This is a genomic window from Bacillus sp. LQ16 (genome assembly GCF_057784645.1).
In genome coordinates this window covers 3,456,161-3,475,975 of sequence record NZ_CM173491.1, presented here as the reverse complement: position 1 = coordinate 3,475,975, position 19,815 = coordinate 3,456,161, and the positions used below count along the sequence as shown (strand labels likewise).

The 19,815-nt window shown below is 36.4% G+C and carries 22 protein-coding genes; 19 read left to right on the top strand and 3 right to left on the bottom strand.

Annotated elements, in window-relative coordinates; genetic code table 11:
- Positions 1-51 precede the first annotated feature (51 nt).
- From AC3EMB_RS17395 to AC3EMB_RS17340, 12 genes are all read left to right on the top strand, one after another.
- Positions 52-831 (top strand): formate channel, encoded by a 780-nt coding sequence (locus AC3EMB_RS17395; protein WP_488517188.1) that lies wholly within the window; start codon positions 52-54, stop codon positions 829-831.
- Positions 832-855: 24 nt separating this feature from the next.
- Positions 856-1,872 carry a molybdopterin-synthase adenylyltransferase MoeB gene (locus tag AC3EMB_RS17390; RefSeq protein WP_488517187.1) on the top strand — a complete coding sequence of 339 codons (1,017 nt, stop codon included), beginning with the start codon at positions 856-858 and terminating at the stop codon, positions 1,870-1,872.
- A 17-nt stretch (positions 1,873-1,889) separates the two neighbouring features.
- Positions 1,890-3,197, top strand: coding sequence for a molybdopterin molybdotransferase MoeA (locus tag AC3EMB_RS17385; RefSeq protein ID WP_488517186.1), 1,308 nt, complete (start codon positions 1,890-1,892; stop codon positions 3,195-3,197).
- Positions 3,178-3,642 carry a molybdopterin synthase catalytic subunit MoaE gene (moaE, locus tag AC3EMB_RS17380; RefSeq protein ID WP_377894480.1) on the top strand — a complete coding sequence of 155 codons (465 nt, stop codon included), beginning with the start codon at positions 3,178-3,180 and terminating at the stop codon, positions 3,640-3,642. Before AC3EMB_RS17385 ends, moaE begins: the two co-directional genes overlap by 20 nt.
- A gap of 4 nt (positions 3,643-3,646) precedes the next feature.
- Positions 3,647-3,883, top strand: coding sequence for a molybdopterin converting factor subunit 1 (moaD, locus tag AC3EMB_RS17375; RefSeq protein ID WP_454483921.1), 237 nt, complete (start codon positions 3,647-3,649; stop codon positions 3,881-3,883).
- A gap of 72 nt (positions 3,884-3,955) precedes the next feature.
- Positions 3,956-5,005: a P-loop NTPase gene (locus AC3EMB_RS17370; RefSeq protein WP_265938835.1), complete on the top strand. Its 1,050-nt coding sequence runs from the start codon at positions 3,956-3,958 to the stop codon at positions 5,003-5,005.
- 15 nt (positions 5,006-5,020) lie between these two features.
- Positions 5,021-5,245, top strand: a complete 225-nt coding sequence (locus AC3EMB_RS17365; RefSeq protein ID WP_000752378.1) for a hypothetical protein — start codon at positions 5,021-5,023, stop codon at positions 5,243-5,245.
- Between the two features lie 42 nt (positions 5,246-5,287).
- On the top strand, positions 5,288-5,686 hold the full coding sequence (locus AC3EMB_RS17360) for a hypothetical protein (RefSeq protein ID WP_095690401.1): 399 nt from the start codon (positions 5,288-5,290) through the stop codon (positions 5,684-5,686).
- Between the two features lie 183 nt (positions 5,687-5,869).
- Entirely contained in the window at positions 5,870-6,118 is a 249-nt protein-coding gene (locus tag AC3EMB_RS17355) for a DUF1294 domain-containing protein (protein WP_000871346.1), read from the top strand.
- A 91-nt stretch (positions 6,119-6,209) separates the two neighbouring features.
- Positions 6,210-7,151, top strand: coding sequence for an EamA family transporter RarD (gene rarD / locus AC3EMB_RS17350; RefSeq protein ID WP_000535541.1), 942 nt, complete (start codon positions 6,210-6,212; stop codon positions 7,149-7,151).
- A gap of 79 nt (positions 7,152-7,230) precedes the next feature.
- Complete coding sequence (locus AC3EMB_RS17345) at positions 7,231-7,656, top strand: divergent PAP2 family protein (protein WP_000447822.1); 426 nt, start codon at positions 7,231-7,233, stop codon at positions 7,654-7,656.
- Positions 7,657-7,755: 99 nt separating this feature from the next.
- Complete coding sequence (locus AC3EMB_RS17340) at positions 7,756-9,609, top strand: terpene cyclase/mutase family protein (protein ID WP_488517185.1); 1,854 nt, start codon at positions 7,756-7,758, stop codon at positions 9,607-9,609.
- A 73-nt stretch (positions 9,610-9,682) separates the two neighbouring features.
- On the opposite strand, the gene AC3EMB_RS17335 is transcribed toward AC3EMB_RS17340, so the two are convergent.
- The gene (locus AC3EMB_RS17335; RefSeq protein WP_141241001.1) at positions 9,683-9,832 is read right to left on the bottom strand and encodes a YfhD family protein; all 150 of its coding nucleotides are present in this window, start codon (positions 9,830-9,832) and stop codon (positions 9,683-9,685) included.
- A gap of 133 nt (positions 9,833-9,965) precedes the next feature.
- Between AC3EMB_RS17335 and fabG the strand changes: the two genes are divergently transcribed.
- The gene (fabG, locus tag AC3EMB_RS17330) at positions 9,966-10,706 is read left to right on the top strand and encodes a 3-oxoacyl-ACP reductase FabG (protein WP_000395038.1); all 741 of its coding nucleotides are present in this window, start codon (positions 9,966-9,968) and stop codon (positions 10,704-10,706) included.
- A 50-nt stretch (positions 10,707-10,756) separates the two neighbouring features.
- Here fabG and dhaS read toward each other — a convergent pair whose 3' ends face one another.
- Complete coding sequence (dhaS, locus tag AC3EMB_RS17325; protein ID WP_000080279.1) at positions 10,757-12,241, bottom strand: aldehyde dehydrogenase DhaS; 1,485 nt, start codon at positions 12,239-12,241, stop codon at positions 10,757-10,759.
- A gap of 273 nt (positions 12,242-12,514) precedes the next feature.
- On the opposite strand from dhaS, the gene AC3EMB_RS17320 reads away from it, so the two are divergent.
- The 6 genes from AC3EMB_RS17320 (at position 12,515) to AC3EMB_RS17295 (ending at position 19,023) form a co-directional block, all read left to right on the top strand.
- Positions 12,515-12,793, top strand: coding sequence for a YhdT family protein (locus AC3EMB_RS17320; RefSeq protein WP_000656237.1), 279 nt, complete (start codon positions 12,515-12,517; stop codon positions 12,791-12,793).
- A gap of 3 nt (positions 12,794-12,796) precedes the next feature.
- Positions 12,797-14,230: a sodium/pantothenate symporter gene (gene panF / locus AC3EMB_RS17315; RefSeq protein ID WP_001104824.1), complete on the top strand. Its 1,434-nt coding sequence runs from the start codon at positions 12,797-12,799 to the stop codon at positions 14,228-14,230.
- Positions 14,231-14,352: 122 nt separating this feature from the next.
- Entirely contained in the window at positions 14,353-15,285 is a 933-nt protein-coding gene (locus AC3EMB_RS17310) for a nucleoside hydrolase (protein WP_000756465.1), read from the top strand.
- A gap of 118 nt (positions 15,286-15,403) precedes the next feature.
- Positions 15,404-16,513, top strand: a complete 1,110-nt coding sequence (locus AC3EMB_RS17305) for a serine hydrolase (RefSeq protein WP_488517184.1) — start codon at positions 15,404-15,406, stop codon at positions 16,511-16,513.
- A 101-nt stretch (positions 16,514-16,614) separates the two neighbouring features.
- Positions 16,615-18,123 carry an argininosuccinate lyase gene (gene argH / locus AC3EMB_RS17300; protein WP_488517183.1) on the top strand — a complete coding sequence of 503 codons (1,509 nt, stop codon included), beginning with the start codon at positions 16,615-16,617 and terminating at the stop codon, positions 18,121-18,123.
- 66 nt (positions 18,124-18,189) lie between these two features.
- A complete protein-coding gene (locus AC3EMB_RS17295; RefSeq protein ID WP_000615371.1) occupies positions 18,190-19,023 on the top strand; it encodes a GNAT family N-acetyltransferase in 834 nt (277 codons plus the stop codon).
- A gap of 35 nt (positions 19,024-19,058) precedes the next feature.
- Here AC3EMB_RS17295 and AC3EMB_RS17290 read toward each other — a convergent pair whose 3' ends face one another.
- Positions 19,059-19,808 (bottom strand): (S)-benzoin forming benzil reductase, encoded by a 750-nt coding sequence (locus tag AC3EMB_RS17290; protein ID WP_001271067.1) that lies wholly within the window; start codon positions 19,806-19,808, stop codon positions 19,059-19,061.
- Between the last annotated feature and the right edge of the window lie 7 nt (positions 19,809-19,815).

The following is a 19,815-nucleotide window of genomic DNA, read 5'->3' as shown; positions in this document are numbered from 1 at the left end:
GGAGGTTTTTTGAAGCTGCTTTTTTATTTGGAGAAAATGGAGGAATGGGTAATGGCATTTCATAAGCCGGAACAAATTGCTGAGCTTGTCATTGAGGCCGGTGTTCAAAAAGTAAGACAGACATTGCCAGCGATGCTTATTCTCGGTTTTTTAGGAGGAGCGTTTATTGCGATAGGTTTTTTACTTAACATTCGAGTTTTAGGGAATTTACCTGAGCGCTGGGGAAGTCTAGTGAATGTTTTAGGAGGAGCAGTATTTCCTGTTGGACTCATGCTCGTAGTATTAGCAGGAGGAGAATTAATTACGGGAAATATGATGTCACTGTCTATGGCGCTTTATGCAAAGAAAATTACATTGATAAGCGTACTGAATAACTGGGTTTGGATTACTCTCATGAATTTTATTGGGGCAATTTTCGTTGCGTATTGCTTTGGGCATCTTGGCGGATTAACAGAGGGAGAGTATTTAAATAAAACGGTAGCGATAGCGGAAGGGAAGTTACATGAATCATTTGGGAGAACTTTAATTTTAGCAATTGGTTGTAATTGGCTCGTTTGTCTTGCTCTTTGGTTCGCTTACGGGACGAGTGATTTTGTCGGAAAAATCATCGGAATTTGGATTCCAATTATGGCATTTGTAGTGATTGGATTTCAGCAAGTAGTAGCAAATATGTTTGTCATTTCCGCTGTTATTTTTGCTGGTCATCTAACGTGGATGGATCTGGCTAAAAATTTTGTTCCTGTTTTTATCGGAAATGTAATTGGAGGAGCTGGGTTTGTTGGTTTTGCTTACTTTGCTTGTTATCAGAAACAACATTCTAATATGAAATAGAGTTCTTGAGAGGAAGGGTATGTAATGGCTGATCGGTATTCACGACAACAGTTGTTCAAACCAATTGGGAGTAAAGGACAAGAAAAAATTCGAAATAAACATGTGTTAATTGTAGGGGCAGGCGCATTAGGAAGTGCAAGTGCCGAAAGTTTCGTACGTGCAGGTGTTGGCAAGTTGACGATTATTGATCGTGACTACGTTGAATGGAGTAATTTACAAAGGCAACAATTGTACTCTGAACAAAATGCGAGAGAGAAAATGCCGAAAGCAATTGCTGCAAAAAATCGGTTAGAACAAATTAATTCGGAAGTACAAATACATGCTTTCGTAATGGATGCAACTTCAGAAAATATGGAAGGTCTATTAAAAAATGTAGATGTAATCATTGATGCAACAGATAATTTTGATATTCGATTTGTAATAAATGATTTATCACAAAAACATAATATTCCTTGGGTATATGGTTCTTGCGTTGGATCGTATGGTATGAGTTATACAATTATTCCGCAAGAGACACCGTGTTTACATTGTATGCTGAAAAATATTCCTGTTACAGGTGTGACATGTGATACCGCTGGAATTATTAGCCCGACTGTTCAAATCGTCGCAGCATATCAAGTGGCAGAAGCACTCAAAATTTTAGTGGAAGATTTCTCAGCAATTAGAAAAACATTTTTCATGTTTGATATATGGAGTAATCAAAATCATTTTATAAAATTAGGGAAAATAAAAACAGACACTTGTCTCTCATGCGGTTTGAATCGAACTTATCCTTATTTATCATACGAAAATCAAACGAAAGCAGCTGTTTTATGCGGAAGAAATACAGTTCAAATTAGAACAGTAGACAATAGGAAATACAATTTTGATGATATAGAAAAAGTATTACAAAAACTGGGGAAAGTAGATCGGAATCCGTATTTACTATCTTGCCAATTCGATGATTACCGCGTGGTTGTTTTTCGAGATGGTCGTGTTTTTATTCATGGTACAAATGATATTTCGAAAGCGAAACAACTATATTATCGCGTATTCGGTTAATAGAGAGGGTGTCAACAATGGAAAGAAGAGTGCCAATTACGGTTGAAGAAGCTGTTCGTAAAGTGATGGGATTTGCTGATAAAGGCTTAAAGGAGCTATTACCAATTGAATTAGCTTATGGACGTATATTAGCAGAGGATTTAGTAGCTGACCATGATGTACCGTCATTTAATCGTTCGCCGTATGACGGATTTGCTATTCGAGCAGAAGATACTAATTTAGCAAGTTATGAAACGCCAATTGTATTTGAAGTAGTGGGTGAAATTGGTGCAGGATCGCTATTCCATGAGAAAGTAGGTCCGTTTCAAGCAGTTCGAATTATGACGGGAGCACAAATTCCGAATGAGTGTGATGCGGTTGTTATGTTAGAGCTGACTCGTCAATATGAGAAGAATGGCAACAATTATATGGAAGTGAAGCGATCATTCAAAACGGGCGACAATATTTCTTTTCAAGGTGAAGATGCTCGTAAAGGAACGGTTCTTGCAAAGAAAGGATCGTACATTAATCCAGGTATTTCAGCTCTTCTTGCTACATTCGGTTATAGTGAAGTGCCAGTTGCGAGAAAGCCTGTAATTGGACTGTTAGCGACTGGGAGTGAATTGCTTGATGTCGATGATTCATTACAGCCAGGGAAAATCCGAAACAGTAATACGTATATGATATTGTCTCAAATTCGAAGAGCGGGCGGCAGAGTAAAATATTTTGGGAAGTTTAGTGATGATTTTAATACGTGTTTTACAGCTGTGAAAGAAGCGCTTGGCCAAGTAGATATGTTAATTACAACGGGCGGTGTATCTGTAGGAGATTATGATTATTTACCAGCTATTTACGAAAAGTTAGGTGCATCTGTTCTTTTTAATAAAGTTGCAATGCGACCAGGAAGTGTTACGACTGTAGCGCAATTAAATGGCAAGTTATTATTTGGTTTATCAGGAAATCCATCAGCTTGTTACGTAGGGTTTGAATTATTCGTAAGACCGTGTATTCGGACGTATATGTTTAGTGAAAAAGTACATTTAAAAAGAGAAAAAGCGTTATTAGGAGAAGATTTTCTAAAACCGAATCCATTTACAAGATTTGTACGAGCAAAATTGCAATATGATGAGGGGAAATTAATCGCTTATCCATCAGGGTTTGATAAATCTAGCTCAGTTTCTTCATTGGCAGAATCAAATGCGTTTATCGTATTGCCGGGCGGGACAAGAGGATATAAAAAAGATATGTTTGTTGATGTTCTTTTATTAGAAGATAACGAAGGTAGTCAATGGCCTTGGACATTTCATAAAGTGAGAGGTGGTTCTAATGGGACAAGCGCTATTTGAAATTGTAGATAATCCGATTTTAGTTGAAGAAGTAACGAATAAAGTCGCAAGAAGGGGAGCAGGTGCGATTACAACATTTATTGGTACGGTGAGAGAATTAACAAAAGGAAAACGAACGCTACATTTAGAGTATGAAGCATATAAACCGATGGCAGTAAAACAACTTATGAGAATTGGTGAAGAGATTAGTGAAAGATGGCCGGATGCAAAAGTAGCAATTACGCACCGTGTAGGGCGGCTAGAAATAATGGATATTGCGGTAGTCATAGCAGTTTCATCACCGCATCGTAAAGTAGCTTATGAAGCGAATGAGTACGCGATTGAACGTATAAAACGAATTGTTCCAATTTGGAAAAAAGAATTTTGGGAAGATGGAACGATGTGGATTGGAGATCAACTTGAAAACACACCATATCCAGAAGGAAAACCAAAGAAGGAAGAGTGAGAAAATGATTACAATTTTATTATTTGCAAATTTGCGTGAGGAAGTTGGATCGGATCGATTAGTAATTTCAGAAAAGCAAGAAATGACAGTGCAGCAATTAAAAGAATGGCTCAAAGTCAGCTATTGTTTACAATCGCTGGATAAAGTGATGGTGGCTGTTAATGAGGAGTTTGTAATGAATGAAGAGATGATAAAGGCTGAAGATATAGTCGCATTAATCCCGCCCGTTAGCGGCGGGTAATAAGCTTTTTCACCAGATGAAGCGCCAAGAAGATGTTGTATATAAATTAGAATAAGAGAAGGGATGAGTTCCATGCTTACTCAAGAACAAATAATGAATGCATTAAAACATGTAGAGGATCCAGAGTTACACAAAAGTGTTGTAGAATTAAATATGGTTAGAAATATACAAATGAACGGAACAGAGGTTAAACTTGAAGTAGTACTAACAATCCAAGGTTGTCCGTTAAAAGCAAAAATTCAACAAGATATTGAAGAATCACTTTACGCAATTGGTGCTTCTAAAGTGGAGATAACATTTGGTTCTATGACACAAGAAGAACGTGCAGCTTTAACAGAGAAGTTAAAGAAAAATACTAGAACAGAAACTGGTATGCCGAGTATGCTTCGCCCGGAGTCAGGAGTACGTTTTATTACTGTAACGAGCGGAAAAGGCGGAGTTGGAAAATCAACGGTGACAATTAATCTTGCAACTGCACTAGCTCGTATGGGGAAAAAAGTGGGGATATTAGATGCGGATATATATGGTTTTAGTATTCCAGCTATGATGGAAACGAATACGAAACCAACGATGATTGATCAAACGGCAATTCCAGTCATTAGTCACGGTGTTAAAATCATGTCGATGGGATTTTTTACAGAAGGAAATAACCCAGTTATGTGGCGCGGTCCGATGCTAAATAAATGGATTCAAAATTTCCTTGCGAATACGCACTGGGGAGAATTAGATTATTTATTACTTGATTTACCACCAGGTACAGGAGATGTTGCGATTGATGTTGCAGCGATGATTCCGCAAGCGAAAGAAATAATTGTTACAACTCCGCACAATGTAGCTTCATTCGTTGCTTCAAGAGTCGGTGTAATGGCAAAACATACGAAGCATGAGATTTTAGGTATTGTGGAAAATATGGCTTATTATGAAGAGCAAGATGGATCGAAAAATTATCTCTTCGGAAAAGGCGGCGGCGAAATGCTTGCAGAACAATTGCAAGCAGAAGTAATTGCCAAGATACCTTTTGCAAAACGTGAAGAAAATAGCGGTTCATCTGTATACGATGAAGATTCTCTTGTTGGAGAAGTGTTTACATCGTTAGCTGAGGATATTATTTATAGAGGATAGAGGGGGAAGTTTAGTATGGCGTGTAACATTGATCATTCTATTGAAGATGTGATGAATAAGCTCGAAAGTCAAAAGAATTCTTTACCTGAAGGGATCTTTAAAGAGTTAAAGAGTTTTTTACAAGGTAATCATTCGCAGAAATTATTAAATGATATTTTTCACCTTCTAAAAAAGTATGATTTAGTCAGTGAGGAAGAACGAGAGACGAGAAACGCACAATTATTGCACATTTTGAATTAAGTACTCTTTGGCTTTAGAATTTTTTCAGAAGGGGTGAATGTGATGGATATGAAAAAGATGATTGAAACGATAGAAGTAACTAGAGTGACTGAAGAGGAATTATCGATTTCGAATTTACATCCAAAGCTTGTGAAGTTGTATAGTCAAAAAGATAGTACAGAGTATACGAAGCTATTAAAATATATTTTATCATTATCCGTGCAGTTGAAGCTGAATCTCGTATTGAAATATTTTGGTGTGCGTCCGATTGTTGCTGCAGACGAGCGTATGCAATTTCAAGAGATATTTAAATGCTTAGCTAAGAAAGATGAGAATGGGGAATGGTTTCTAAATTTGGTTTCTTTATATGTAGGGCTAATTGTAGTTCTTCATTTTGAGGAGAAAGTGATTGAGAGCAGTTTTTTTGATGATATGGTAGTGGATGAATGTAATGAAATATAGGATTCTGCTCATAACATTTTTCTATATTAAATGCTTTAACTGCGATTTTAGTTGGTTATGTAAATATGAAGGTAACTAATTAAGAAAAAGGAATGAAACTAGTTGGATAAAAAGAGTTCTTCAGTTGTTTCCGTCGTTTTTTCGTGTTACCATTAAGCGAATTTTTCATAAGGAGAGAAAGCGATGAAATGGATTTATTTTCTTATTATTAACATTATAGCTTTTAGCCTTATGGGGCTTGATAAACGAAAAGCGAAGAAGAAACAGTGGAGAACGCCAGAAAGTACGTTGTTTTTATCAGCGGCAGCTGGGGGAGCAGTTGGAGCTTGGATTGGCATGTATATGTTTCATCATAAAACTCATAAAAAAAAATTTGTTTTCGGCATACCGTTACTTGTTGTAATAACGGTATGTTTATTATTCGTTGTATGAGAAATGTCGAAAGAAATGCAGATTGATTATTGGTAAAGTGAGCATGTGAGACCGTATAATGGAGAAAAAATGAGAAGAGGAGAAAAGGAAGATGGGGAGTCAATCAGCAGAGCAAAAAAAAGGGATACTATATGCGGCTGGTGCTTACACGATGTGGGGAATCCTACCGATTTATTGGAAATGGGTTGAGGAAGTTCCAGCAGATGAAATATTAGCACACCGCATCGTTTGGGCGTTTGTTTTTATGTTACTCGTATTAGGTGTTACGAAGAGGTTTCGCCAGTTTATTGGGGAATTTGTAAATCTTTTTAAACGACCTAAATTATTAATGTCATTAACAATAGCTTCAGTCTTGATTAGTGGAAACTGGTTTGTTTACATATGGGCCGTTAATCATAATCATGTTATTGAAGCGAGTCTTGGCTATTATATTAATCCGCTTATTAGTATTTTACTTGGTACAGTCGTTTTAAAGGAAAAGTTAAACTTTTGGCAATATGTTGCAGTTGGTTTAGCAGGAGTAGGGGTTGTCATTTTAACAGTACGTTTCGGATCTATTCCGTGGGTTTCTCTTTCACTTGCCTTTTCATTTGGATTATACGGATTAACGAAAAAACTATTAAATTATGATGCTACAATTGGACTTACGATGGAAACCATGTTAGTGACGCCGTTTGCGATCATTTATCTTGTTATGACAGGAGCACATGGTTTCGGCTCATTTGGATCTATTTCAATGTTATCAACGTTACTTTTAATAGGAGCAGGTATTGTAACAGCATTACCACTATTTTATTTTGCAAAAGGAGCACAACTTATTCCGCTTTATATGGTGGGATTTTTACAATATATTGCGCCAACAATTAGCTTAATTTTAGGTGTATTTGTATTTGGTGAACATTTCACATCCACACATATGATTGCATTTTTCTGTATATGGGTTGCTTTATTTGTATTCTCGGTAGCGAAGACAAAGTTCTTAGTGCAGAAACAACCGAAATTTATAAAAAATAAATCAGCAAAAGTATCATAATGCGTAGTATTTTCTACGCATTTTTCTTTATACTGATACTATATAGGATTTCCATCATAGCTAGTAGGGAGCTGAGAACGTGGAAACAATTTTACATAATGATCCGCTTATGGCCGCTGTAATTTCATGGTTTTTAGCACAATTAACGAAAGTAGTCTTTAAATTAGTCAAAACGGGTGAATTTGATTTTGCAAAGTTTTTCGCTTCAGGTGGGATGCCGAGTTCTCATGCTTCAACTGTTACAGCACTTGCTACAGGAGTTGGGGTAGTAGAAGGTGTGGAAAGCTCGATGTTTGCGGTTGCTACTATTTTTGCCATTATTGTTATGTATGATGCTTCAGGAGTAAGGCTTGCAGTAAGTAAACAAGCAAAAATATTGAATGAGTTTTTTCACGGTAGACAAACAGAATATAAGAAGTTAAATGAACTTGTTGGGCATACACCGTATGAAGTAGTAGTTGGTGCTTTATTAGGGATTATTGTCGGAGTAGGATATTGTTTATGAGCGGAACATTTTATATGTTCTGCTTTTCTTTGTTTTTATACATATTCAGCTACCTTTTTGAATATCGTTATACGGATTTCGAAAGGGTGGGTGAGTAACTTGTTATTATATGAAAAAGTGCATGAAGAAATAGCGAGAAGAACAACTGCACTTCAAACAATGCAACGGCAAGATGGTACGTGGCAGTTTTGTTTTGAAGGAGCGCCACTAACAGATTGTCATATGATTTTTTTATTAAAATTATTAGGTAGAGATAAAGAGATAGAACCGTTTGTAAAAAGGTTAGCATCACTTCAAACAAATGAAGGAATATGGAAATTGCATGAAGATGAAGTGGGTGGTAATTTATCTGCTACAATTCAATCTTATGCTGCCTTACTTGCATCGGAAAAATATACAAAAGAAGATGCGAATATGAAGCGAGCGGAAATGTTTATAAATGAGCGCGGGGGGGTAGCGCGTGCTCATTTTATGACGAAGTTTTTATTAGCAATTCATGGAGAATATGAATATCCTTCACTCTTCCATTTACCAACACCAATCATGTTTCTACAGAATGATTCCCCCCTCAGTATATTTGAATTGAGTAGCTCAGCACGTATCCATTTAATTCCGATGATGCTGTGCTTAAATAAAAGGTTTCGAGTAGGGAAAAAGTTATTGCCAAATTTAAATCACATTGCAGGCGGGGGCGGAGAATGGTTTCGAGAGGATCGGTCTCCAGTTTTTCAAACGTTAGCAAGTGACGTGAAGAAAATTATAACGTATCCACTTTCTTTGCATCATAAAGGATATGAGGAAGTAGAACGTTTTATGAAAGAGCGTATTGATGAAAATGGAACATTATATAGTTACGCAACTGCTTCGTTTTATATGATTTATGCTTTACTTGCATTAGGACATTCTATTCAATCACCAATTATTCAGAAGGCTATAACGGGAATCACATCTTATATATGGAAGATGGAGAGAGGGAGCCATTTGCAAAACTCTCCGTCAACTGTATGGGATACAGCTTTACTCAGTTATGCTTTGCAAGAAGCTCAAGTTCCGAAAGCAAGTAAAGTGATTCAAAATGCATCAGCGTATATACTAAGAAAACAGCAAACGAAGAAAGTAGATTGGAGTGTACATGCACCGGATCTCTTCCCAGGTGGTTGGGGCTTTTCGGATGTGAATACGACGATTCCAGATATTGATGATACAACTGCTGCGTTAAGAGCATTGGCGCGAAGTAGAGGGAACGAAAATGTAGACAATGCTTGGAAGCGAGCGGTTAATTGGGTTAAAGGATTGCAAAATAATGATGGTGGTTGGGGGGCTTTTGAAAAAGGGGTAACGAGCCGTATATTAGCAAAGTTACCAATCGAAAATGCAAGTGATATGATTACAGATCCTTCTACACCAGATATTACAGGAAGAGTGTTAGAATTTTTCGGGACGTATACGCAAAATGAATTGCCCGAGAAACAAAAACAAAGTGCGATAAATTGGTTAATGAATGTACAAGAGGAAAATGGATCGTGGTATGGGAAATGGGGAATTTGTTATATATATGGTACGTGGGCAGTGTTGACGGGTTTACGGTCACTCGGAATACCATCTAGCGATCCATCATTGAAACGAGCAGCTTTATGGCTTGAACATATACAGCATGAAGATGGTGGCTGGGGAGAATCTTGCCAAAGTAGTGTGGAAAAAAGATTTGTTACTTTGCCATTTAGTACACCATCCCAAACAGCATGGGCGTTAGATGCCCTCATTTCTTACTATGATAAAGAAACGCCAGTCATTCGCAAAGGTATTTCATATTTGCTCTCCAACCCTTATGTAAATGAAAAATATCCTACTGGAACAGGTTTACCAGGTGGGTTTTATATTCGTTATCATAGTTATGCTCATATATATCCGTTGCTTACTTTGGCTCATTATGCAAAAAAATATAGAAAATAAACCGAGAGATGTCTCTCGGTTTATTTTGTTGGGTAGTAGGTCCCTTTTGAAAAGAATAAGGTTGTGATGTACCTTATTTTTCGGTTGATGGGCGTTTTTGACGTGCATCAGCGGCATTTGCACGTGCGTTTGCTTCTAAGTCATTGTGGTCAGCGAGTTCGCGAGAGAACTCAACATCAATGCCATCAGTTGCTTTGCTTTGTTTGAAATTCTTTTTGTTCATTCGACACAATCTCCTTGCACTTTATGCGACGTTGCAAAGTTAGTTTGACACAAATAGACTTTTTTATACAAAGAGGAATTGGAAAGCAAAAAGCCGAAATATACAGTATAAGTAATAGAAATGGGGGATAGGAATGGAGTTTTTAAATGGGAAAACAGCTGTTGTAACAGGAGCTGCACAGGGAATTGGAAAAGAGATTGCAAGGGTTTATGCAAAACTAGGGGCGAAAGTATTAATTAGCGATGTAAATGAAGAGAATCTACAAAAAACGACACGTGAGTTATCAGATGAAGGATATGAAGTGTGCTCATATCGATGTGATGTGAGTAATCAAAATGAAGCAAAGTCATTAATTGAATATGCGGTTCAAAAATTTGGTACATTACATATTTTGGTGAATAATGCTGGAATTACAAGAGACGCAATGTTACATAAAATGGAGAAGTCTGCTTGGGAACAAGTATTACAAGTGAACTTAACTGGAGTTTTTTATTGTATGCAACCAGCGCTTCTTTACATGAGACAACAAGGGTATGGACGCATTATTAATATATCTTCAATTAGTAGAGAAGGAAACATAGGTCAAGCAAATTATGCGGCTACAAAGGCAGGAGTTGTCGGTTTAACGAAAACAGCAGCAAAAGAAGTTGGAAGCTTCGGTATTACTTGTAATGCGATTTGTCCGGGTTTTATGGATACAGATATGACAAAAACGATACCAGATAAAGTGAAAGAAAAGATGGTTGGTGCTATTCCAGTTGGTAGAATTGGAACGCCAGAAGATATTGCGAATGCAGCAGCTTTTTTAGCATCAGAATACGCATCTTATATTACAGGTGAAGTATTAAATGTGAGCGGAGGACTGCAAGTTTAAAGGAATACATAATGAAAAGAACCTGACCAGGTAGGTCAGGTTCTTTCTCATTAATTTAAGTTAAGCCAAACGCTCTTTACTTCTGTATAGTTATTTAATGCGTAAGATCCCATTTCACGGCCAAGACCAGATTGTTTAAATCCTCCAAATGGAGATGCTGCATCAAAGACGTTATAACAGTTTACCCATACTGTACCTGCACGTACTTTACTTGCAACATAGTGTGCTGTTTTAACATTTTCTGTCCACACACCAGCCGCTAAGCCGAATTGTGATTTATTTGCACGTTCAATTACTTCATCAATATCGTTAAACGGTATTGCAGAAATAACTGGACCGAAAATTTCTTCTTTTGCGATCGTCATTTCATCATTTACGTCAGCGAATACTGTAGGAGAAACGAAGTAGCCTTGATCGAATGGATTACTTCCTCCGCATAGTACTTCAGCTCCTTCTTCAATCCCTTTTTCAATGTAGCCCATTACACGTTTTTGTTGTTCTTCAGAAACGAGAGGACCAATTGTTGTTTCAGGGTTAAGACCGACACCTTGATTTAGTTTTTTAGAATAGAGGACGAGATCAGCCATGACATTATCATACATTTTCTTCGGAACAAATAAGCGTGACCCAGCAGAGCATACTTGTCCTTGGTTAAACATAACACCAGAAAGTGCACCAGGAATCGCGCGAGATAAATCAGCATCTGGCAAGATGATATTTGGTGATTTACCGCCTAATTCAAGTGTAACGCGTTTTAATGATTCGGATGCTTGTCGCATAATTTGTTTACCGACAGGAGTAGAACCGGTAAATGCAATTTTATCAACGAGTGGATGATTAACGAGAGCTTGTCCAGCTGATTCACCGAATCCAGGTACGATATTAATAACACCTTTCGGGAATCCAGCTTCTTCAATTAATTCAGCTAAGTATAGAGCAGATAGTGGAGTTTGTTCTGCAGGTTTTAAAACGATTGTACATCCTGTAGCAAGCGCTGCTCCCATTTTCCACATTGCCATAAGAAGCGGGAAGTTCCAAGGGATAATTTGACCAACGACACCAACAGCTTCATGGCGTGTATAGTTAAAGTAATCACCGGAAACAGGAATTGTTTGACCAACGATTTTCGTAGCCCATCCAGCGTAATAGCGCATATGCTCAATTGCAAGTGGTATGTCTGCTGCCATTGTTTCACGGATTGGTTTTCCGTTATCTAATGTTTCGAGCTGTGCAAGCTCTTCTTTATGTTCTTCCATTAGATCAGCTAACTTGTACATGAGACGGCTTCGCTCAGCAGTGCTCATACGAGACCAAGGACCTTCGTCAAAAGCCATACGAGCTGCGACTACTGCTTTATGAATATCTTCGCGACCAGCTTCAGAAACGACGGCAAGTGTTTCACCAGTTGCTGGGTTAGGTGTTTTAAATGTTTTACCGGAAGCGCTTTCAATGAAAGATCCATTCACATATAACTTTTTTGTACCTTGAAGAAACTTTTCTACCTTTTCATGAAGATTTACAGCTAGTTGACTCATTGTATAACCCCCTTGAAAATATAATGTAAACGCAGTACGAGACGGCGCTTATTCCGAAATCAAGGATGTGGAAACTAGATGGAAAGCCTCTAATTAAAATCATAATTAATAAATACTGAAAATTCAAATTTCATTTATGTTACAATTGTAAAAAATATGTAATGTAAGAGAAGCTTCTATATGATTATAAAAAATCCTGCTTGTTTTTGCTTTCTAGTAGGAAAAACTAGAAGAACAATGGTACAATAATACATCGTGAGAGGAGGGGGAAAAATGAAAGATTATCATGATGATCCACGCTTTCGAATAGCCCATAGAGAAGCGTTAATTGGTCTTGGACTTGCTATTATTAATTTTATAATATGGTACGGATTTGCTTATGGGCTTGGTAGTAAAGATCCGAGTGAATATACATATGTATTAGGTTTTCCCGCATGGTTTTTTTATAGCTGTATCGTTGGATTTATCGTTATGGTTATTTTACTTAGTTTAGTTGTTCGTTTTGTATTTCAAGATATTTCACTCGATGAGGAAGAAAAAAGTGAGGAATAATAGATGAATTGGTATGTAATCATTCCAATGATAATTTCGTTTATCGTTGTATTTTTAATTGGTGTATATGCTTCAAGACGCGTGCAAGCAACAGCACATAATAAATTTTTACAAGAATATTTTCTTGGTGGGCGTGAGTTAGGCGGTTTATTATTAGCGATGACAATGATTGCTACGTACGGTAGTGCAAGTAGCTTTATTGGTGGTCCCGGTATTGCTTACAATATGGGGCTTGGATGGGTACTATTATCTGCGATTCAAGTTGTAACAGGATATATCGTTTTAACGGTTATCGGTAAAAAGTTTGCAATTATTGCTAGGAAGATGGAAGCAATTACTCTTATCGATTATTTAAAAGGGAGATACAATAATAAAGCAGTTGTTATACTCTCTGCGTTATGTATTATTATCTTTTTATTTTCAGCGACAGTAGCCCAGTGGGTCGGCGGTGGACGATTAATCGAGTCACTAACGGGTCTATCGTATACAACAGCACTATTTTTATTTACTTTTTCTGTACTTGTGTACGTATTAATTGGTGGATTTCGTGCAGTCGCGCTATCAGATACATTATTAGGAATCATTATGTTAGTTGGAACGACAATCATTTTAATTGCTACTGTCATTGCTGGTGGTGGAATTGAAAAGATTATGCAGGAACTTGTTCAAATTAATCCAAATTTAATTACACCATTCGGAGCAGATGGCAGTTTAACGAAATCATATGTTACATCATTTTGGATTTTAATTGGAATTGGCGTTGTAGGTTTACCGCAAATTAGTGTGCGTGCCATGTCTTATAAAAATTCAAAAGCTATGCACCAAGCTTTAATAATTGGAACAGTTGTCGTTGGTACAATTATGATTGGTATGCATTTAACAGGTGTATTTGCAAGAGTAGTACTTCCAGGTATAACGGTACCAGATAAAGTAATGCCGCTACTCGCGATGGAAGTGTTGCCACCTTGGTTAGCTGGAGTTTTCTTAGCTGCACCAATGGCGGCGATTATGTCTACAGTAAACTCTTTATTATTACTTGTAAGCTCGTCAATTATTAAAGATATATACGTAAATTACATAAATAAAGATGCAGCAGACAGTACGATAAAAAAAGGAAGTTTGTGGATTACTGGTATTGTAGGGCTACTCGTTTATGCAGCGGCGATTAAACCACCAGATTTTTTAATATGGCTAAATTTATTTTCTTTCGGTGGATTAGAAGCAGCATTCATTTGGCCAATCGTATTAGGGTTATATTGGAGAAAAGGAAATGCTACAGGAGCGCTTGCTTCCATTTTCGTTGGAGTAGGTTCATATATGTGTATTCATCTTTTCTATCCAAATCCGTTCGGTATACATACAGTTGTCTTCCCAATTTGTTTTGCGTTTATCGCTTATGTTATTGGAAGTATGAGTGCTGTAAAAAAAACAGTATAGGTTAGCTGAAGAACGTAGTCCTTATAAGACTGCGTTTTTTCGTATGAATTTGTTCTTTTTTATTCTGTATATCCACGTTTATTCATAAATTAATAACAACTGAGGGGATGGAGTTGAGGTCGATGAAAAAAGTGTTATTTTTAGGAGACCCAGGCATTGATGACTCTTTAGCAATTATGTATGGATTGTTGCATCCTGATATTGATATTGTTGGAGTAGTAACGGGATATGGAAATGTAACACAAGAAAAGGCGACAAGTAATGCCGCATATTTATTGCAAATGGCAGGACGGGAAGATATACCTGTTATTAATGGTGCGAAAATTCCTTTATCCGGAGATGTTACAACGTATTATCCAGAAATTCATGGGGCAGACGGTTTAGGGCCAATTAAACCTCCAAAAACTTTTTCGCCAAATATAAAGCCTTTTTGTGCATTTTTTGATCTTCTTGAAAAATATAAAGGGGAATTAATAATAGTCGATGCTGGTAGATCAACAACACTAGCGACGGCATTTATTTTAGAAAAGCCGATGATGAAGTATGTGAAAGAATATTATATAATGGGCGGTGCTTTCTTAATGCCTGGCAATGTAACACCAGTCGCAGAGGCGAATTTTCATGGTGATCCGATTGCGTCGCAATTAGTTATGCAAAATGCTAAAAATGTGACATTAGTACCACTTAACGTTACATCTGAAGCAATTATTACGCCGGAAATGGTAAAATATATTACGAAACACTCTAAAACGAGTTTTAATAAGTTAATCGAGCCGATATTTACGTATTATTATAAAGCTTATAGAAAGTTAAATCCGAAAATAAAAGGAAGCCCAGTACATGACGTCGTTACAATGATGGTTGCGGCAAATCCATCTCTTTTAGACTATGTATATCGTCGTGTCGATGTAGATACAGCTGGAATTGCAAAAGGAGAGAGTATTGCTGATTTTCGGCCTCAACCTGATGCAAAAGCATTAAAAAATTGGGTGCGAATTGGTTGGTCGTTACATTATAAAAAGTTTCTTGAGGATTTTGTGAAATTTATGACGTAGACATAATAGGAGCATACAAGTTAAAATAATGGAGATGGTTATTTAAATGACCATCTCCATTATTTTGTTTTTTAAATGATAAATAGAGAAGAGTTACACAATAGGAGAGGAATTTTACTTGAAAAAAACTATAGTATGCGCAGTAATTGTGGGTATTTTTGTTTTGCTAATATCGGGTAACTTTTTAGTGAAAAAAGTGTGGAGTTCAAATAATGATGATGCACAGTATATTGCATCTTTTATTGAAGAACATAAAGATGAAAAAAATAGTGCGCTTCTAGTAAAGAGAAATGATAAAGTTGTTTATTCTGTAAACCCAAATGTTGTATTGCCAGTTGCAAGTACGATGAAATTAATTGTGGCGCTTGAATATACGAAACAAGTTACTGAAGGGAAAATTGATTCGTCTAGTTTTGTGTCGATTAACGATGTGAATCGCTATTATGTGCCGAATACAGATGGTGGTGCACAAGATAGATGGCAAAAGTATTTGGAGAAGACGGGCAAGATAACTGAAGGAGCGGTTTCTTTAGAAGAAGTGGCAAAAGGAATGGTTAAGTTTAGTTCGAATGCAAATGCTGAATACTTAATGGAATTGTTAGGATTAGACAACATCAATCGAAATTTACAAAGTTTATCACTTCCTGCACATCAACCACTATTTCCAATCGTTTCATCTTTGTATATCCCGGGATATTTGCATAAAGAATTACATGTTCCAAAATATAAAATAGAGAAAAAGTTAAAAGAAATGTCTCAAGAGCAATATCGTGAATATTCGATGATTATTCATGAACGCTTAAAGAAGAAGGGACCATTATTACAGAAGGAAATTCCGCTTTATTTAGAGGAACGTTACGACAAAATTTGGTCAGATAGATTACCAGCAGCTTCTGCAAATGATTATATGGTATTACTTCAAAAGGCAAACCATAAAGGTGGCTTGACAGAAGCTGAAGAAAAAGTGTGGGCAAATATCGTTGAAACAGACATGAATGCTAAGAAATACCGTAAAACATTTAGACATGCTGGACAAAAGAATGGTTACACACCATGGACGGTTACAAAAGCGGTTTACGCTATGGATAAACGTGGAAACTGTACAGAAATTGTGTTTTTGGCGAACAATTTAAATGAAGACGATAGTGCAGAAATACGGAAACATTTAGCAAACTTACATTTCCAAGTATTGCAAAGTGATAAGTATGATGCGACTTTTATTAAATAAACTCGGTGCAGAGAGCACCGAGTTTATTTTTATGTACAGGCACTTTTTTTCTATCAATGGGTATGATGGGTAGTAATACTTAGGTGAGAGGGGAAAAGGTGATGAAACAGAGTAAGGAAGAGTTTATAAAGAGTGAAGGCGCTGATTTCCCTGGAAAAACATATGTGGATTGTGTATTACAACATGTATTTGATTTTCAACGAAATTACTTATTGAAAGATATGTTTCAAGTGCATAAAGCACATATTACGATGCTGACTGAAGAAAGTTTAATGAAAATAGAAGAAGCTAAAGTTATATTAAACGCACTTAGAAAAGTAGAGCGAATACCAAAAGATAAATTGGTATATACAGAGCAGCATGAAGACCTCTTTTTTTTAATCGAACATTTAATTTCTCAAGAAGCGAAATGCGATTTTGTAAGTAATATGCATATTGGTAGAAGTAGAAATGATATGGGTGTAACGATGTATCGCATGAGCTTAAGGCGGTATATATTACGATTAATGGAACAGCATTTGTTATTGCAAGAAAGTGTACTGCAACTTGCTGATGATCATAAGGAAACGATCATGCCAGCTTATACACATACACAACCGGCACAGCCAACAACATTTGGTCATTATACTTTAGCAATTTATGATACGATGCAAAGAGATTTAGAACGAATGAAAAAAACGTACCAGCTTTTAAATCAGTCTCCAATGGGGGCGGCTGCACTCTCTACAACAAGTTTCCCGATTAAACGAGAACGAGTTGCTCATCTACTTGGATTTACAACTGTAATTGAGAACTCATATGATGCTGTTGCCGGAGCGGATTATTTATTAGAAGTTAGCTCGCTACTTATGGTAATGATGACGAATACGAGTAGATGGATTCATGACTTTTTGTTGTTAGCAACGAAAGAATATGACGGTATTACTGTTGCAAAGCCATATGTACAAATTAGTAGTATTATGCCGCAAAAACGAAATCCGGTTTCAATTGAACACGCTCGTGCAATTACGAGTAGTGCTTTAGGAGAAGCATTTACAGTATTTCAAATGATTCATAATACACCATTTGGTGATATTGTCGATACGGAAGATGACTTGCAGCCATATTTATATAAAGGGATTGAAAAGGCGATTCGTGTTTTTTGTATGATGAATGCAGTGATCCTAACGATGAAAGTAGAAGAAGAAACGTTAAAAAGTCGTTCCTATAAACATGCAATAACGATAACGGATTTCGCTGATGTTTTAACGAAAAATTATGAAATTCCATTTCGGCATGCTCATCATGCAGCAAGTGCTATTGCAAATATGTCATTGGAGCAGAAAAAAGAACTACATGAATTACACTTCAAAGATGTAAATATGTATTTGCAAGAACATTTTAAAATAAATTTATTAGAAAAAGAGTGGAAAGAAATTATATCGCCAGAAGCTTTTATTCAAAAAAGAAATGTATACGGTGGACCGAGTAAAAAAGAAATGAAGCGTATGATTAAAAATCGAAAAGAGTCCTTTCGAAAAGAAGAAGATGTATTTGAAAAGGAAAAACAGAGAATTTTACAAGCTGAAAATGCCTTGAATACATTAGCTTTGAATATTATTGAATCGTAAAAGAGGGATTTAATGAATTAATCGCCAATACTTAATTAAAATATAAATAGAGAGAAGAGATTGTCGATGATTCAATTACATGTATATGAAGAGATTTTTCATTTTAAAGAAGATGTTACACCATTTCTAGAAAAGAATGAGCAGGAAAACAATCTCATATTAGGTGTATTACAAATGGTTCAAGAACCGATATTTATGGGGATAGCGAAACAAGGAGAAGACATTGCGGTTGTATTTCTGCAAACAGAAGAGAAGAAACAAATCATTGTTGCAACTTCTGAAATTTCGGGAGTAGCTATTGAGGAACTTGCAAAAGAGTTAACGAAAGTATATCCAGATATTCCTGGATTGATCGGTAATAAGAAAATTGTACAGAAATTAGCGGAAGAGATTGCGGTATTAGAAAATAAGAAAATGAATGTTGCAATGGAGCAAGGTGTGTATGAGCTGAACAGAGTAAAGAAGAAGTGTAATGCGAACGGACTTTTCCGGGCGGTAAATAATGATGAATTACCATTAATAGAACAGTGGATATATCAATTTTGTGAAGACGTAAAGCTTCCTACTACGAAAGAAGAAGCAAAACAAACTGCGCATACATTAATAACTACAAATCGACTGTTTGGTTTGGAAGTAGATAGGAAACTTGTTTCTGTAGCTGCAAAAACGAGACCAACTAAAAATAATATAACAGTTAATTTCGTATACACGCCGAAAGAAGCAAGGAAAAAGGGATACGCATCTAATTGTGTAGCGGCACTTAGTCAACGTATGTTAGATGAAGGATACAAGACGACTACGTTATATACTGATTTAGCGAATCCGATATCGAATAAAATTTATCAAGAAATTGGTTATGAGCAAATTGCGGAGTCTGTGCTTATATTTTTAGAGAAGTAAAACAAAAAGGTGTGCAATTTTAGCACACCTTTTTGTTATTCATCAATTCTAATAATCTCGCCTTGAGGGAAGTCCTCAGTTTCTAGTAAGTTACGAATAGCTTTCGCAACATATTCAGGTGATAATAGTTTTCCTTCTTCTTTTAATGCAATGAAGCGGTCCAAATTTATGAAATCTTCTTTATTTGTTTCACGAATTTGTGATTGCATATTAGTATCAACAACACCAGGTGCAAAAGCGACGATTTTTACTGGATATTCTTTTTCTACTTCTTCAGTTGCTACGCACTGTGTAAACATATTTACACCAGCTTTCGTTGTACAATAAGCGCCCCAGCCAAAGTAAGGGTTTTTTCCTGCACCAGATGAAATGTTAATAACGCGTTTATCTACTTTCCAGTCTTTCGTATGTTTCATAAATGTAGATGTAAGAATCATAGGTGCAAGTAAATTAATGTGAACGTTCGTAATGAATTGTTCACTTTCAGCTTTTTCAATTGGCTTCATAGGTGCAACTGTACCCGCATTATTAATTAAATGAATAGAGGATACATTGTCTTTTTTAATAGATGAAATGATCTCTTTAAAGTTAGTTTCTAAGTTATGTACATCTTGAAGATCTAGGGAAAGAAAAATGAAATTGCTGTTATATTGCTCTGCAAGTTTTGTAAGCTCTTTATTTTCTCTTCTAGAAATAGAGATGACAGTTGTATTTTTTTCTAATAATTGCGTAGCGATTGCCTCACCTAAACCTTGTGAAGTTCCTGTTATGATAACGTAGCGCATAGTTTTA

What these genes read in the sequence shown, in the direction of transcription:
- AC3EMB_RS17395 (WP_488517188.1), top strand. Translation starts at nt 52, where the DNA reads ATGGCATTTCATAAGCCGGAACAAATTGCTGAGCTTGTCATTGAGGCC.
- AC3EMB_RS17390 (WP_488517187.1), top strand. Translation starts at nt 856, where the DNA reads ATGGCTGATCGGTATTCACGACAACAGTTGTTCAAACCAATTGGGAGT.
- AC3EMB_RS17385 (WP_488517186.1), top strand. Translation starts at nt 1,890, where the DNA reads ATGGAAAGAAGAGTGCCAATTACGGTTGAAGAAGCTGTTCGTAAAGTG.
- moaE (WP_377894480.1), top strand. Translation starts at nt 3,178, where the DNA reads ATGGGACAAGCGCTATTTGAAATTGTAGATAATCCGATTTTAGTTGAA.
- moaD (WP_454483921.1), top strand. Translation starts at nt 3,647, where the DNA reads ATGATTACAATTTTATTATTTGCAAATTTGCGTGAGGAAGTTGGATCG.
- AC3EMB_RS17370 (WP_265938835.1), top strand. Translation starts at nt 3,956, where the DNA reads ATGCTTACTCAAGAACAAATAATGAATGCATTAAAACATGTAGAGGAT.
- AC3EMB_RS17365 (WP_000752378.1), top strand. Translation starts at nt 5,021, where the DNA reads ATGGCGTGTAACATTGATCATTCTATTGAAGATGTGATGAATAAGCTC.
- AC3EMB_RS17360 (WP_095690401.1), top strand. Translation starts at nt 5,288, where the DNA reads ATGGATATGAAAAAGATGATTGAAACGATAGAAGTAACTAGAGTGACT.
- AC3EMB_RS17355 (WP_000871346.1), top strand. Translation starts at nt 5,870, where the DNA reads ATGAAATGGATTTATTTTCTTATTATTAACATTATAGCTTTTAGCCTT.
- rarD (WP_000535541.1), top strand. Translation starts at nt 6,210, where the DNA reads ATGGGGAGTCAATCAGCAGAGCAAAAAAAAGGGATACTATATGCGGCT.
- AC3EMB_RS17335 (WP_141241001.1), bottom strand. Translation starts at nt 9,832, where the DNA reads ATGAACAAAAAGAATTTCAAACAAAGCAAAGCAACTGATGGCATTGAT.
- fabG (WP_000395038.1), top strand. Translation starts at nt 9,966, where the DNA reads ATGGAGTTTTTAAATGGGAAAACAGCTGTTGTAACAGGAGCTGCACAG.
- dhaS (WP_000080279.1), bottom strand. Translation starts at nt 12,241, where the DNA reads ATGAGTCAACTAGCTGTAAATCTTCATGAAAAGGTAGAAAAGTTTCTT.
- AC3EMB_RS17320 (WP_000656237.1), top strand. Translation starts at nt 12,515, where the DNA reads ATGAAAGATTATCATGATGATCCACGCTTTCGAATAGCCCATAGAGAA.
- panF (WP_001104824.1), top strand. Translation starts at nt 12,797, where the DNA reads ATGAATTGGTATGTAATCATTCCAATGATAATTTCGTTTATCGTTGTA.
- AC3EMB_RS17310 (WP_000756465.1), top strand. Translation starts at nt 14,353, where the DNA reads ATGAAAAAAGTGTTATTTTTAGGAGACCCAGGCATTGATGACTCTTTA.
- argH (WP_488517183.1), top strand. Translation starts at nt 16,615, where the DNA reads ATGAAACAGAGTAAGGAAGAGTTTATAAAGAGTGAAGGCGCTGATTTC.
- AC3EMB_RS17295 (WP_000615371.1), top strand. Translation starts at nt 18,190, where the DNA reads ATGATTCAATTACATGTATATGAAGAGATTTTTCATTTTAAAGAAGAT.
- AC3EMB_RS17290 (WP_001271067.1), bottom strand. Translation starts at nt 19,808, where the DNA reads ATGCGCTACGTTATCATAACAGGAACTTCACAAGGTTTAGGTGAGGCA.